We start from the raw sequence: 14649 nt of genomic DNA, 5'->3' as shown, positions 1-14649 counted from the left end.
GCCTCCTTACGCGGAGGCGCTATCTATTTCGAACCAAAAATAGCCACAACCAAAGAGATTGTTATGTTTTTTGAATGGCAAGGTAACCAACCCGTCACACTCCGTTGCATCGACAAATACTTCGAAACACACGACACCGTCAGCATAAAATTGGCCGAACTAACCGAATCACTTCTGTTTCAGTTTAAGCCTGGCCAGTTTATTAACTTGGGCGTCGAAATTGATGGAAAAATGGAGTTTCGAGCCTATTCAATCAGCTCTATCAATGAGGACGATCACCTTCAACTCACCATCAAACGAGTATCTGGCGGTAAAGTATCGAACTACATCGTTGACTCGCTGCTGCTCGGTGATACCGTTCAAGCATTACCACCAGCAGGCGAATTTAACTGCATCGACCATCCACCCGTGTTACGTGATGGCGAAACAAAAGCCTTGCTTATCAGTGCAGGTTGCGGCGTCACGCCCGTATTTTCGATGGCAAAACACTGGCTGAGTAATCAAGATGAAAACGACAACGATGTGGACATCGCATTTCTTCATATCGCACGCAGCCCAGAAGAGACGATTTACTACGATCAGCTAGAAACGTTAGACGCTGTGTATCCCAACTTCAATTTAAAGTTGTTGCTGAAAAACCGCGAAGGAACATCGCATCCACAAGGTCGTTTGAATGCCGACTGGCTTAAAGAGCTTGTTCCTGATTTCAAACAGCGCACCGTTTACCTGTGTGGTCCAAGCCAGTTTATGCAAGATGTTCACGGCTATTTGAATGACCTTGGTTTTGACATGACGAACTTCTACCAAGAGAGTTTTACGCCAGCGACTGGCGCAGAATCATCGGTCTCCGATGAGACGGTTAACGTTTCTGTTCCTGATTTTGCTCAAAGCATCGATGCTCAAAAAGGTCAGGTACTGGCCGATGTGCTCGAAGGCGCAGGTTTACCATTAATCGTCGCTTGTCGAAGCGGAATTTGTGGCTCGTGCAAATGCAAGGTTCGTAAAGGCAACGTCTCTTCCACTAGCCTAGAAACATTGACGCCAGAAGAAATTGAACAAGGCTATGTGCTCGCCTGCTCATCAATCATCGAAGCGGATCTTGAAGTGCAGATCGGTTAATGCTGCTGGTATCGATCTTTTATTGTTTCCCGTCATTCCGACGAGCCTAGGCGAGGTCAGGAATCTAATATCAGCGTGTTAGGAATAACTCACTCTGATAATAGACTCTGAATCACACTCGCGTCTCGCTATTCAGATTGACGGGGTATCGCGGAGATGCCAGCCGTACTCAAACGGCTGGTATTATAGATAGGTACAACTTTCGTTTCGTCGTCATTGCTTCTCGCTAAACAACAACACTTTCAATGCTGCTTCGCTGTCTACGTCCATAAACTCTGGCGGGTTATCCAGACGCTCACGGAATGTCAACTCTGGCGCTTCTTCTTTCATGCTTTCAATCAAGAAGTCGCTTGTCACAGATGGTGAGTTCACACATGCCATCACTTGACCGCCTTCTGCCAACAAATCCGGCAATCGACGTAGAATCTTTTTGTAGTCTTTAGTCAGCGCAAAGCTGCCTTTCTGGAATGAAGGCGGATCGATAATGATCAAGTCATACTGACCAGATTTCTTAATCTTACCCCAAGATTTAAAGATATCGTGCCCCATAAAGCTTACCTGGTTGATGTTATGACCATTTAGCTTGTGGTTCTCACGACCTTTAGACAGCGACGCTTTCGCCATGTCGACGTTAACCACTTTATCTGCGCAACCCGCAATGGCAGCGACAGAAAAGCCACACGTGTAAGCAAACAAGTTGAGCACGTTTTTATGCTTGGCATTTTCGCGTACCCAATCACGACCGTAGCGCATGTCCAAAAACAGACCGAAGTTTTGGTTGCGGCCAATATCCAATTGGTATTTCAAACCACTTTCTTCAACGACAGGGCGAGCGTCTAATTCACCGACAAGCACTTCTGAAGGCGCACCATCGGCATAACGGTGCTGAAGAACCATAGTGCGACCTTGCTTGTCTGCCCACAGTGGTGATAGTGCCAACGCATTGAGGCCGCTTTTCAGCTCAGCGAGAAACGCGTCGTCGACTTCTTTAAACAAGTTGATGATCAACTGACCTTGTAACCAGTCACAGGTGATTTGCTCTAGGCCCTCAAAACGACGGCCACGACCATGAAACAGTCGACGAATTTCGTTCGGAGCTTGCGCGAGCTCGGTTTCTAGATGCTGAAAAAACAGCGGAAGTTGTGATACTTGCATCGAGTTCTCTTATTAGTTTTCTTTGTGACGGTTATTTGATCGTAGGCCAGCTCAGTTCCCAAGGGGAAAGCCAAGTATCCAACCCCTGAGAGACGATTTCATTGTGCCATTTGTTACCCAGCACTTGGTATTCTCGTGGATCGCAAACAAAGCGATATTGCTCATCTCGGTATTGGAAGCAAAGTGAAAATGCATGCAGGTAACCGCGATCAGCCTCATTGCCTGCATTGTAAATCGGGTCGCCAACAATACCTGAGCCAACCGATTTTAATGCCACGCGGATTTGATGCGTTTTACCAGTGTGTGGCTTACATAAAAATAGGCGCTCTCCGGGCTCTGCCGCAAGAGAGAAAAACTGGGTGACGGCTGGGTTATTTTTGCTGTTGACCAGCTTCCATGATGAACGGCGCGAACGCTCCATATCACCAACGACCAAACCTTGTTTCTTTTTCGGCTTTTTAGAGCCAATCGCTAGGTAGAACTTTTCTACTTGGCGGTCAGCGAAGGCTTGCGATAACGCACTGGCCGCTTTGGCGTTGCGTCCGAGGAGCAGAATACCCGATGTCATTTTATCCAAGCGATGGATAAGATAGAGCTGCTGATCACCACTCTGCTTAGCCACTTCTTGCAGCAGCATTGTGTCGCCATCGTCTTTATGAACAGAGACGTTGGGATGCTTATTGATGATCAGAAAATCGGGATGGGTATGTAGAATATCGAACATAAAAAAAACTGGCTCCACGTTTGGAGCCAGCAGTATACATAAGTTATCGGACAAAGCTATCGAGGCTTGCCCTAAGGCCTGAGCTAGAGCTTTCTAGAGAAAATACCAGCAAGACCAATGATTGCGATACCCAGCAGCATGATTTCACCTTTACCACTATCAAAGCCAGACTTAATCCCCATGAAGGCAACAATAGCAATCGCAACAGGAATCAGGTATTTAACTAGGTTGTACCACAATCCAAATAACGGGAAGGATACTTCGCCGTCATTAGTGATCTCTTTTTCTAGCTCAGCACGGCTTAGGCGCCATCCAGCAAAGATACAAACCAACATACCACCAACCGCTAGGAAGATTTTGTCCGTTAGCAAGTCGAAGATATCAAAGGCACCGGTACCAAACAGCGTTGGTCCCATTCCACCTAACGATAGTGACGCAAAAATACATAATGCCGCCATAACTGCACTTGCAGACAGAACTGCGTTAGAGCGCTTCATGCCTTTCTCGTCAATTAGGTAAGACACGACAACTTCCAATAGTGATACTGAAGAAGTTAATGCCGCCACCGTCAAACCGATGAAAAATAACAACGCGAATAGCAACCCAATCACACCGCCCATTTCAGCAAATAGCTGAGGAACGACAACGAATACAAGACCAGGGCCTGCCGCAGGCTCCATGCCAAAGGCAAACATTGCTGGGAACATAGCAACACCAGCAAGAATCGCGACACCAGTATCCATCGCTGTAACCATACCGGTTGTTTGAACTAGGTTCTCTTTCTTCTTCAGGTAAGAACCGTACGTCATCATACAACCCATACCTAAGCTAAGTGAGAAGAACGCCTGCCCTAGTGCAGCAAGAACTACGTTGCTGTCGACTTTAGAAAAGTCCGGCATGAATAAGAACTCAAGGCCAGCCATTGCACCTGGCAGCATCAAGCCTTTAACAGAAACAACGATTAGGATTAAGAACAGAAGCGGCATCAGAACCTTACCGGCTTTCTCAATACCACCCGAAATCCCTTTCATCACGATCATGACGTTAAGGAACAGGTAAACACCCATCCACATTAAAGGTTGAATCGGATCTGAGATGAAACCGCCAAAACTGTCGCCAATTGCTTCTGGCGCGCTGAGTAGACCACCACCCACTTTAAAGATGTAGGCCAATGCCCAACCACCAACCACAGGGTAGAAGCCCATGATCAAAAGACCACTGAAGACTCCCATAACGCCAGTGAACGTCCAGCGTCGGTCAGTTGTTTTGAATGCACCTACGGCAGAAAGACCTGTCTTACGACCAATAGCGAACTCTGTCAGCATCACGCTAAAGCCGATAAAAATTACAAAGATAAGATAGATAGCAACGAATGCACCGCCGCCACTCTCACCTGCTGTGTAAGGGAATTTCCATATATTGCCTAAACCGACAGCGGAACCCGCTGCTGCCATTACGAAGCCTAGTTTAGACCCCCACGTATCACGTGGTGCTGCTGTATTAGTTGTAGCCACGCTTTTTCTCCAAAATTAGTTTGTTGTGTATGCATAGAGATAGGCGTCTAAAAAGTTTATGTAAAAATTATTGTACACTTATAAAATAAGCGTTCGACGCACTATGTCTAGAAAGTAAAGCAGCTCCCCTTTAAAATTGGAACCCCAAAAAAGTACATTTATCGCACAAGTGTCGAGTTACGCAGGTTAAATGCTGTTTTTTTGTTCAAAAGTTAAAGAATGACCTTATTTTTCACATTAAAATAACAGAATCAGCTGTTATGAAATTCGTTCCTCATATAAGGTCAATCCCACGTCTGAATGGGAAATCTATTCCCCCAACCCACTTTTATGCTTAATATCCTAGAAGGGCATATTACTCTGAGCGTATATGGACAAGTTTTATCACTTTCTTACTTTAGCTGGCATCGGGCTATATTGGTTACTGGTCGCAGGTGTGACCATTCGTGTCGTTTTAAAGCGCCGTGCAGTGAGCGTGTCTTTAGCTTGGCTAATGATCATTTATATCCTTCCCGTTCTGGGTGTCGCATGTTATTTCCTCTTCGGTGAACTGAACTTAGGCAGAAAGCGAGCCGAACGTGCGAAAGAGATGTTTACACCATTCGAGAAGTGGTTCAGTCAGCTTAACGACTGTAACGCGCACAACCCAGAAACGATGGGAAGGCACATCTACCGAATTGATGAACTTTGTAACAACCGCCTTGGTCTTCCCGCATTGAGCGGTAATACATTGTCGCTGCAACAGTCACCTAATGAGATTTTGCATTCCATTATTGAAGACATCGAAAACGCGCAGAGCAGTATTCGAATGGTATTCTACATTTGGCATCCAGGTGGTTTGGCTGACTCTGTCGCTTCTGCACTTATCCAAGCGGCTAAACGCGGCGTAGATGTCAAACTATTGCTCGATTCAGCAGGTAGCCCGCGTTTTTTCAGAAGTCCTTGGTATCGAATGATGCAGGATGCTGGAATTGAAGTTATTCAAGCGTTAGAAGTGAAGATGTGGCGTATTTTCTTACGTCGTCTTGATCTTCGCCAGCATCGCAAGATCATCGTAATTGATGATGAAATTGCTTATACAGGTTCAATGAACTTGGTTGACCCGGCTTACTTCAAGCAAAATAGTGGCGTTGGGCATTGGGTGGACATCATGGTTCGCATTACAGGACCAACGGTAAACGTATTGAGTGCCATCCACTGTTGGGATTGGGAAGTCGAAACTGGCGAACGCCATTTACCGAGACTACCTGAATGTAAAATCGATGAGAGTGAATTCCAACACCCTATTCAGGTTGTGCCTTCTGGCCCAGGTATGCCGGAATATCTGATCTATCAAGTATTAACATTGGCAATAAACCAAGCCAATCGCTCGGTACGAATCACAACACCATATTTCGTGCCCAATGCTGATTTACTCGAAACGTTAAAGATGACAGCACAACGAGGCATTGACGTTGAACTCATTATTCCCCATAAAAATGACTCTATGATGGTGCAATGGGCGTCACGCGCTTTTTATAGTGAGCTCTTGAGTGCAGGGGTCAAGATTTATGAGTTTTATGGTGGTTTGCTGCATACAAAATCTGTCGTAATTGACGACCAATTCTGTTTAGTTGGCACCGTAAACATGGATATGCGCAGCTTGTGGCTGAACTTCGAAGTGACCCTCGCCGTTGATGACGAAGAGTTCACCAAGCAAATGTCTTGGTTACAAGATAGCTATATTAAGCAATCTCACACTGTTGTATTGGAAGAATGGGAGAAAAGGAGCCTATTTTCTCGGTTCTTAGAGCGAGTGTTCTATCTCTTCAACCCACTCCTCTAATACCTCAAATACACAGGCTAAAAAACCTCCAGCGCAACATGCATCCTGCTGGAGGTTTGTTCTTTTAGCTCCCTATCTACACGATACCTCTCGACATCATTACCTGTTCATCTTGGCTGTTATTGGCTGATAGTTGACTTTTCCCTTGCATAACCTACGTCGTCCATGTTTTAAATATTCCAAACCGCAATATTTAAGACAGGGAACTTTTATGTCAGAGGGAAAAAAAACCAAACTCATTACCGCTGGCCGCGATAAAAAGTGGACAAATGGTGTTGTAAACCCACCCGTTCAACGCGCTTCAACTGTGGTATTCAATACAGTTGCAGAAAAGAACCAAGCCACCATTAATCGTGCAAACAAAACGTTGTTTTATGGTCGCCGAGGCACCAACACGCACTTTGCTTTCCAAGACGCAATGGTTGAGATTGAAGGTGGAGCTGGTTGCGCGCTTTACCCTTGTGGAACGGCAGCAATTTCAAATGCCATCCTCTCTTTCGTTGAAACTGGCGATCACATTCTAATGGTGGACACTTGTTACGAACCAACTCGTGACTTTTGTAACACCATCATGAAAAAGATGGGCATCGAAACCACCTATTATGACCCAATGATCGGTGAAGGTATCCGAGACTTGATTCAGCCGAATACCAAAGTCCTTTTCTTGGAATCTCCTGGTTCAATAACCATGGAAGTCCAAGATGTACCTACATTAGCGCGCATTGCCCACGAGCAAGATATCATTGTGATGCTTGACAACACATGGGGAGCTGGCGTGAACTTCTCTCCTTTCGAGCATGGCGTAGACATTTCCATTCAAGCGGCGACTAAGTATATCGTTGGACATTCAGATGTCATGCTAGGTACTGCTGTGGCTTCTGAAAAGTATTGGGATCAGCTTCGTGAACAAAGCTACCTGATGGGTCAGTGCGTTTCTCCTGACGACGCATACCTAGGTCTTCGAGGTATTCGCACGTTGGATGTTCGCCTAAGACAGCACGCAGAAAGCAGTTTAAAAGTCGCTCAGTGGCTCGCTTCTCGCCCAGAAGTTGATCATGTCCGCCATCCAGCTTTAGAAACAAGCCCTGGCCATGAGTTTTTCAAACGAGACTTCACAGGTGGAAACGGCTTGTTTTCATTTGTTCTCAAAACGTCTTATCCAAAAGCGACGACGGCTCTGCTTGATGGTATGAAACACTTCAGTATGGGTTACTCTTGGGGCGGTTATGAAAGCCTCATTCTAGCTAACGAACCTAAGAGCTTTAACAGCCTGAGAACCGTAGCTCACCCACACTTTGAAGGTACTTTGGTTCGTATTCATATTGGCTTAGAAGACGTAAATGACTTGATCGCTGATTTAGAGGCTGGTTTTGCGCGTTATAACGCCTTAATGCTTGAAAAAGAAGTCTCCCTATAACAATGATTGAATCGCCCTGCATTGCGGGGCGCTTTTATAAACCCCTGACTTAATTAGAATTAACTAACATTCACCCGAACCATTAATTGATGTTAATCATTTGTGTTGTTTTTCAATTGAGCAGTCACAGAATGAAATAATGTGCCATAAATAGGCTTTTCAAATTTAGAGTTTCTCTCCTACTTTTTATCATTCATAAGAGGTCATACCACAAGGAGATAGTTTTGAAACTCAAATTTATAGCGCTAATGCTTTTTACCTTAGTTACCGTCCCAATAACCTCCGTATACGCTGCAACAGGTTATACCCAAACCAAGTATCCGATTGTTCTGGTTCACGGTTTGTTTGGTTTTGATACCCTGGCAGGCGTTGATTACTTTTTCGGAATACCACATTCCTTAACAAAAGATGGCGCTACGGTTTATGTTGCACAGGTATCCGCGACCAATAGCAGCGAAGTTCGAGGGGAGCAACTGCTTGCTCAAGTAGAAACCTTACTTGCAGCAATAGGCGCAGAGAAAGTCAATCTCATTGGTCACAGTCATGGTGGTCCAACAACGCGCTATGTTGCCTCTGTCCGTCCTGACCTAGTCGCATCAGTTACGAGTATAGGAGGCGTTAATAAAGGGTCTAAAGTGGCAGATTTAGTTCGTGGCACCGTATCTGAGGGTTCGGGTAGTGAGCAGCTCGCGGTAAAACTGGCGCAAGGCTTAACTACTCTTATTAATCTTCTATCAGGTGGTTCTGATCTCGACCAAGACCCTTTAGCCTCACTAGCAGCATTAACCACGGAAGGATCATTAGCGTTTAACCAACACTACCCGGAGGGAGTCCCTACCAGTGAATGTGGTAATGGCGACTTGCTAGCTTCAAATGGCGTTTATTACTACTCATGGACCGGATCATCCACTTTTACAAACGTTTTCGATCCGACTGACGCTGCCATGATGGTACTTGGCTTAGCCTTTGATGGGCCGAATGATGGCTTAGTTGGTGCGTGCAGCACACATTTAGGCAAAGTCATACGTGATGATTATCAAATGAACCATTTGGATGAAATTAACGGTCTACTCGGTATTCATCATCTTTTTGAAACCGATCCAGTCACGCTTTATCGCCAACATGCAAATCGTCTCAAACTTCAAGGTTTATAAGAGGTCATCACAATGAAGAAAGTCGCTCTCACCACTTTTATCCTGCTCTCGATATTTGGCGTGGGAGCGCTTTCTCTGTTGCAAAGCGACAAACAACAAGAGATAACCTCTAACCATTCGCCATCTCAGCAAGATATAGCCGCCGATGTCTCTTCTCCAAAAGATTTCTTCGAATATTCTCTTAGCCGGCTGGGCGAAGAAGATCTCGATACGATCAAAGCGGAAGTCAATGATGACACTTTAGCAAAGCAAACTCTGAATATTGATGCCACACTTTTTCAAGCCTACCTTTCCTACAAGCAAGCACTCACTGCATTAGAGCCTTTTGAGCACAACCACCTAACGCTTGAACAGTTAACCATGCTGAATGAAGCAATACTGAACTTACAGCTTCAATACTTTAACGAGGTGCAGATAACCCAATTGTTTGACGAAGAAAACCGACTTCGCCAACTTGCTTTAGAAAAGCTGACGATTAAAACACAGGCATCGGATATCGAGAGTCAAGCACACCTTCTCAATCAAGCGTTATCAGAACAACCGGATTACATACGAGAAAGTGAACGCAATAACGCATTAGCAGAGCAGCTCGAGCAAGCTTCTCAGCTTGATTCACAAGACAAGTACATCGCCCGTGTTGCTCTGGTAGGAGATGCCGGAGCGCAGAGGCTGCAAAAGCTTGATGAGCAAAGAGCATCATTTAAAACTCAACTCGCCACTTACTTAAAGCAGCGTCAAAATATTCTGAATAGGGATTTTCTAGGGCAAGACGAAAAACAGGCAGAAATCATTGCTTTAAGAAAACAAAGCTTCGATGCCACTCAATGGCGTCGAATCGAAGCTTTGGAACGTATTCATGATAGCCAGAACTAACAACATTAGCTTAATAGCCAAACGTCACTTATTCTGCTTTTTAGGACATCCAACGATATGGTCATCCACCATGCCGACGGCTTGCATGAAAGCATAACAGATGGTTTCACCGACAAACTTGAAGCCTTTCTTTTTTAGGAATTTACTCATGGCTTTGGATTGCTCTGTCGAAGCTGGTACGTCACTCATATGTTGCCATTGATTGACGATTGGTTCACCGTCCACGAACTGCCACAACGCGTCTGATAAACTCCCGTACTCAGCAATTAACGCTTTGGCCGCTTTGGCATTACTGAATACCGAGTTAATCTTTCCGCGATGTCTCACAACATCGAAGTTTTCCACGATGTATTCAGCGCGTTCTTCATTTCTTTGTTCCAACGCATCTAGATCGTAATTCTCGAACGCTTCTCTGTAACCTTCGCGCTTTTTAAGGATGGTGATCCAACTAAGACCAGCTTGCGCACCTTCCAAAGTAATAAATTCAAACAGGACTTGGTCGTCATATACTGGCACGCCCCATTCGGAATCATGATATTCGCGCTCTAATGGGTGATTCATCGCCCACGCACACGTTTTTTGTTCTGTCATTATTCTTCCTTAAAAAGCGCCTCTAACTGATGAGCTAGAGGCGCGATATTTTTCATCGTTATATCAGTAGCACTAAGCCTGTTTCGGTACTGCCACTTTATGGAACAAACGATACAACACTGGCACGACAATCAGTGTCAGGACTGTCGCAAAACCCAAACCAAACATAATCGTAACCGCCATTGGTTTGAAGAAAATATCTGGCAACAGTGGGATCATACCAAGGATCGTCGTGATAGCTGCCATACAAACGGGACGGACGCGACTCACCGCAGCATCAACGACCGCGTCATAAGCCTCTTTACCGGACTTCATTTCAATTTCAATTTGGTCAAGTAATACGATGCCATTTTTGAGCACCATTCCCGATAAGCTTAAGAAGCCGAGCAATGCCATAAAGCCAAACGGCGTGTTGAGTGCCAACAAACCGGTGGTGACACCAATTAACGCCAGCGGCACGGTAAGCCAAACAATGAGTGGTTCTTTGATAGAGTTAAATAGGAATACAGTGATCAAGAACATGAACAAGTACCCCATTGGCATGGTAGTAAACAGCGACTCTTGAGCATCACCAGAAGATTCGTATTCACCACCCCACTCTAGTGAATAGCCAGGAGGCATTTGAATCGCTTCGATTTGGGGCTGTAAACGTTTTTGCAACGTCGATGCGGTTTCTTCACCTAGAATATCAGGGTCTGCCATCACAGTGAGCATACGCTTACGGTTCTTACGCACAATAATAGGATCCTCCCAACGCATGTCGTAACCCATTGTGACTTGTTGAAGTGGAATAAACTCACTCTGTGCTGGACTCCATATTTTCATGCCTTCGATGTTACGAATATCAATGCGCTCATCTTCTGGTAAACGAGCCACGATAGGCATGAGCGTCGTGCCGTCTCGGTATAAGCCTATCGTCATTCCAGAGAATGACATGGACAAGAAATCATCGACGTCCGATTTGGTAATGCCATAGCGACGTGCCTGACTCTCGTTAAACTGAGGTTCAAGAACTTGGGTTCGTTCACGCCAATCATGCCTGATATTTGTTGCCTGAGGGTCGGCGTACATGATGTCCTTGACCTGAGCGGCTATCGTGCGAAGGGCGGTTGGATCTGAGCCAATAATGCGAGCTTCAATTTTTGCACCACCACCAGGGCCTAACTCAATCTGTTTGAGCTTGTAATTGATTTCTGGGTAGTTGGCTTTTAAATACTCTCGAAACTTCGCCATTAATGGTTTTAACGCTTCGTAATTTTCCATACGAGTGGTTATCTCACCATAAGCCGCATAACTTTTCTCTGGCGCGTACGTTAACATGAAGCGCTGTAAGCCTTTACCCGCGGTCGTCGTGATATGGTCAACATGCTCTTGCTTAGCTAACCAACTTTCTAACTCTTTAAGCGTTGTGTTAGTTGCTCGAATATCAGTTCCTTCTGGCATCCATACATCTAACTGAAAAATCGGCGTTGTCGAAGATGGGAAAAACGCTTGCTTCACAAAGGTGAACCCGTAAACACTTGCCGCTAATCCCGCAATCAGCACCACAACGGTAAACCAAGCACGACGCATACAAAACTGAAGAAACTTTTTATAAATAACGAAAATAACCCCGTTATATGGATCATTTTCTTCCCCTTCACCTTGTTTAATCTTCTGGCCTTTAAAGAAGATGTCAGCAAAGAATGGTGTCAACGAGATAGCGGTAAACCAGCTCAACATTAAAGAGATCAGCAGAACCGTAAATAAAGTGCCACAGTATTCGCCCGTCGAGTCTTCAGACAGTCCAATGGGCGCAAATGCAGTTACCGCAATCACAGTTGCCCCAAGTAATGGCCACTTGGTTTGGGTAACGATGTCAGTCGCCGCTTGGAGTCGAGTTCGCCCTTTTTGCGTACCAATCAAAATCCCCTCAACCACGACGATTGCATTGTCCACCAACATACCTAACGCGATAACCAAGGCACCTAATGAAATCCGCTGCAAATCTATCGCGAGATACTTCATGAAAATGAACGTACCTAACACCGTCAGCAGTAAAATTAAACCGATAAGCAGACCTGAACGTAGCCCCATAAAGAACAGAAGTACGATAATGACGATACCGACAGCTTGAGCCAAGCTGACAACAAAACCGCTAACCGATTTATCCACCTCTTTAGGCTGACTGTAAATTTCCGAGATTTCGATACCAACAGGTTGTTGGTACTTTAGCTCTGCAAGGCGATGATCAAACGCTTTTCCGACTTCAACGACGTTGACGCCTTCAGCAAAAGAAACACCCACGTTTAGTGCGAGGCTGCCGTTAAAATTAATAATATTATTCGGGACTTCTACATACCCGCGTTTTATTTCCGCCACATCTTTCAAGAAGATGAGCCCCTGAGCACCCGACTCAGTAATCAACAAATCACCCAGCTCCTCCACACTCTGGAACTCGCCAGTCGGCTGAATTCTGATGTACTCGTCACCAATTCTGATCGCTCCTGCGTCAGAAACCACGTTTTGCGTCGAAAGAAGATTAAACACGGTATCCGGAGCAAGACCTATACTGCTCAGCTTTTTCATCGATACTTCGATGAAAACTTGTTCTTGCTGTTGCCCGGATACCGAAACTTTACTCACACCATCAACCAGTTCGAGCTCTCGGCGTAAGTAATCGACGTAATCCAGTAGCTCTTTATAGCTATAACCGTCGCCAGTCACCGCTAACAAAATCCCGTAAACATCACCAAAATCATCGATCACTTGAGGTTCATTCACACCTGGAGGCAACGTCCCTTTAAGGTCGTTCACTTTACGGCGCAACTCATCCCAAATTTGTGGTAGATCATCAGGGCCATAATTGTTCTTCATCGTGACCGTGATTTGAGATAAGCCTCGGCTAGAAATCGAATTTACTTCATCAACATAAGTAAGCTGCTGAATCGCTTTTTCGATTGGGTACGTCACTTCTTCTTCGACTTGTTGCGGTGTCGCACCAGGGTAAGAGGTCACTACCATCGCATCTTTAATAGTAAAAGCAGGGTCCTCAAGACGCCCTAAACCAAAGAATGCGGCGATACCACCAATCAAAAATATCAGTGCGAACATCCAACTGATGACGCGATTTCGGATGAAGTACGCAGCAATACCGGTCACATCATCATCACTTTGAGGCGCTGATTTATTAAGATCGCTCATAGACCGGCCTCCTGCGTAGCCATTTCCTGTATCACTTCCACTTTCATGCCATCCCTTAATCGAGAAACACCGGCAATCACAACTTTGTCTTTGAGCATGAGACCATCAAGGATTTGAATGGACGTTTTAGATGCCTTACCTGCTCGCACCTGTTTGCGCGATACCGTATTGTCGTCATTCAGTACCCAAACAAATTTGTTTTCGCGCCCCAGCTCGTCACCATCCGCATTAAAAATGGCTTCGATAGGGACATTAATTCCTAGGTTGAGATCAAGCCCAACATTCTCGTCTTTAGACGTTACTTCAACAGCCATCCCATCTAGGATGTACTCTTCTTCCGGCATAGGAAGCGACAGTGTGACAGTAAACGTACCTGTTGTTGGGTCGGGTTCGGTTGTAAATTCTTTTACCGTCGCGTTATATTCGTTACCACTGGGCACGCGCACTAATGCTTTGATCGCGGTAAGCCTTTCTTCCGTTGGCGGTTGGTTCACATAGAGTCGGTCAGGAAGCTGAATCAACACTTCGACTCGCTCCAAGCTGTGAATATTAACGATATGCTGTCCGACTTGAACATTTTCGAATTGGTCGATATTAACTCGCGAAATAATCCCATCCACGGGCGCTTTTAAGGCAGTAAATGATAGACGAAGTTTGGCTAACTGAAGCTCAGCTAAGGCGATTTGTCGTTGTGCTGCAATTTCATCAAACTGAGACTTAGCTAATAGGCCTTTATCGACCAAAGGGCGTGAGCGGCGATACTGACTGTCGACAACAGAAAAACGCGCACTCGCATTATCTACATCCAACTCATAGTCAGTGGGATCTAGTGTTGCAATAACATCACCCTTCGTGACTTTGTCGCCCTCTTTTACCATGATGCTGCTGACTTCTCCTGCCACTCTGAAGCTCAAATGAGAGCGATCCGCTGCATTCGCAACCGCAGGGAAGTACAAGTTGTCATCCACCTTGCTTCCCGCTAATGACGTAACTCTAACTCGTGGCGTTTCGAGCTCTTTTTCTGGCGCCTTATCCCCACAGCCAACGAGAAAAAGCGTTGAAAGTAAAGTCGCTAGAGAGATGATTCCTTTCAT

11 protein-coding genes are annotated in these 14649 nt (G+C 45.4%); 5 read left to right on the top strand and 6 right to left on the bottom strand.

The features are described 5' to 3' along the window. The first annotated feature begins 63 nt into the window (after nucleotides 1–63). Nucleotides 64–1119 (top strand): FAD-binding oxidoreductase, encoded by a 1056-nt coding sequence (locus R7190_RS05230; protein ID WP_005378100.1) that lies wholly within the window; start codon nucleotides 64–66, stop codon nucleotides 1117–1119. A gap of 213 nt (nucleotides 1120–1332) precedes the next feature. Here R7190_RS05230 and R7190_RS05225 read toward each other — a convergent pair whose 3' ends face one another. From R7190_RS05225 to R7190_RS05215, 3 genes are all read right to left on the bottom strand, one after another. Next, on the bottom strand, nucleotides 1333–2274 hold the full coding sequence (locus tag R7190_RS05225) for a class I SAM-dependent methyltransferase (RefSeq protein WP_213907836.1): 942 nt from the start codon (nucleotides 2272–2274) through the stop codon (nucleotides 1333–1335). A 31-nt stretch (nucleotides 2275–2305) separates the two neighbouring features. Then, nucleotides 2306–2998 (bottom strand): TIGR01621 family pseudouridine synthase, encoded by a 693-nt coding sequence (locus tag R7190_RS05220; protein WP_086046635.1) that lies wholly within the window; start codon nucleotides 2996–2998, stop codon nucleotides 2306–2308. Nucleotides 2999–3081: 83 nt separating this feature from the next. Further along, nucleotides 3082–4452: a sodium-dependent transporter gene (locus tag R7190_RS05215; RefSeq protein WP_043884644.1), complete on the bottom strand. Its 1371-nt coding sequence runs from the start codon at nucleotides 4450–4452 to the stop codon at nucleotides 3082–3084. Between the two features lie 430 nt (nucleotides 4453–4882). Here R7190_RS05215 and cls point away from each other — a divergent pair, with 430 nt between their 5' ends. From cls to R7190_RS05195, 4 genes are all read left to right on the top strand, one after another. Beyond that, the gene (gene cls, locus R7190_RS05210) at nucleotides 4883–6337 is read left to right on the top strand and encodes a cardiolipin synthase (RefSeq protein WP_005378105.1); all 1455 of its coding nucleotides are present in this window, start codon (nucleotides 4883–4885) and stop codon (nucleotides 6335–6337) included. Between the two features lie 211 nt (nucleotides 6338–6548). After that, nucleotides 6549–7754: a cystathionine beta-lyase gene (locus tag R7190_RS05205; protein WP_017820862.1), complete on the top strand. Its 1206-nt coding sequence runs from the start codon at nucleotides 6549–6551 to the stop codon at nucleotides 7752–7754. A gap of 248 nt (nucleotides 7755–8002) precedes the next feature. After that, nucleotides 8003–8908 carry an esterase/lipase family protein gene (locus R7190_RS05200; RefSeq protein ID WP_054574033.1) on the top strand — a complete coding sequence of 302 codons (906 nt, stop codon included), beginning with the start codon at nucleotides 8003–8005 and terminating at the stop codon, nucleotides 8906–8908. A 12-nt stretch (nucleotides 8909–8920) separates the two neighbouring features. Further along, the gene (locus R7190_RS05195) at nucleotides 8921–9781 is read left to right on the top strand and encodes a lipase secretion chaperone (protein WP_213907834.1); all 861 of its coding nucleotides are present in this window, start codon (nucleotides 8921–8923) and stop codon (nucleotides 9779–9781) included. Nucleotides 9782–9805: 24 nt separating this feature from the next. On the opposite strand, the gene R7190_RS05190 is transcribed toward R7190_RS05195, so the two are convergent. The 3 genes from R7190_RS05190 to R7190_RS05180 form a co-directional block, all read right to left on the bottom strand. Next, nucleotides 9806–10372, bottom strand: coding sequence for a DNA-3-methyladenine glycosylase I (locus R7190_RS05190; RefSeq protein ID WP_005378109.1), 567 nt, complete (start codon nucleotides 10370–10372; stop codon nucleotides 9806–9808). 72 nt (nucleotides 10373–10444) lie between these two features. Beyond that, on the bottom strand, nucleotides 10445–13555 hold the full coding sequence (gene vmeI, locus R7190_RS05185) for an efflux RND transporter permease subunit (RefSeq protein WP_213907832.1): 3111 nt from the start codon (nucleotides 13553–13555) through the stop codon (nucleotides 10445–10447). Further along, on the bottom strand, nucleotides 13552–14649 hold the full coding sequence (locus R7190_RS05180) for an efflux RND transporter periplasmic adaptor subunit (protein WP_205460897.1): 1098 nt from the start codon (nucleotides 14647–14649) through the stop codon (nucleotides 13552–13554). The genes vmeI and R7190_RS05180 overlap by 4 nt, the downstream gene beginning before the upstream one ends.

It is taken from the genome of Vibrio sp. 1078-1 (assembly GCF_033340475.1).
This window is presented reverse-complemented; position numbering and strand designations above follow the sequence as displayed.

Bases quoted from the DNA above. Each gene is read 5' to 3' on its own strand.
- R7190_RS05220 (WP_086046635.1), bottom strand. From the start codon at position 2,998: ATGTTCGATATTCTACATACCCATCCCGATTTTCTGATCATCAATAAG.
- cls (WP_005378105.1), top strand. From the start codon at position 4,883: ATGGACAAGTTTTATCACTTTCTTACTTTAGCTGGCATCGGGCTATAT.
- R7190_RS05190 (WP_005378109.1), bottom strand. From the start codon at position 10,372: ATGACAGAACAAAAAACGTGTGCGTGGGCGATGAATCACCCATTAGAG.
- R7190_RS05200 (WP_054574033.1), top strand. From the start codon at position 8,003: ATGCTTTTTACCTTAGTTACCGTCCCAATAACCTCCGTATACGCTGCA.
- R7190_RS05205 (WP_017820862.1), top strand. From the start codon at position 6,549: ATGTCAGAGGGAAAAAAAACCAAACTCATTACCGCTGGCCGCGATAAA.
- R7190_RS05230 (WP_005378100.1), top strand. From the start codon at position 64: ATGTTTTTTGAATGGCAAGGTAACCAACCCGTCACACTCCGTTGCATC.
- R7190_RS05225 (WP_213907836.1), bottom strand. From the start codon at position 2,274: ATGCAAGTATCACAACTTCCGCTGTTTTTTCAGCATCTAGAAACCGAG.
- vmeI (WP_213907832.1), bottom strand. From the start codon at position 13,555: ATGAGCGATCTTAATAAATCAGCGCCTCAAAGTGATGATGATGTGACC.
- R7190_RS05195 (WP_213907834.1), top strand. From the start codon at position 8,921: ATGAAGAAAGTCGCTCTCACCACTTTTATCCTGCTCTCGATATTTGGC.
- R7190_RS05180 (WP_205460897.1), bottom strand. From the start codon at position 14,649: ATGAAAGGAATCATCTCTCTAGCGACTTTACTTTCAACGCTTTTTCTC.
- R7190_RS05215 (WP_043884644.1), bottom strand. From the start codon at position 4,452: ATGGCAGCAGCGGGTTCCGCTGTCGGTTTAGGCAATATATGGAAATTC.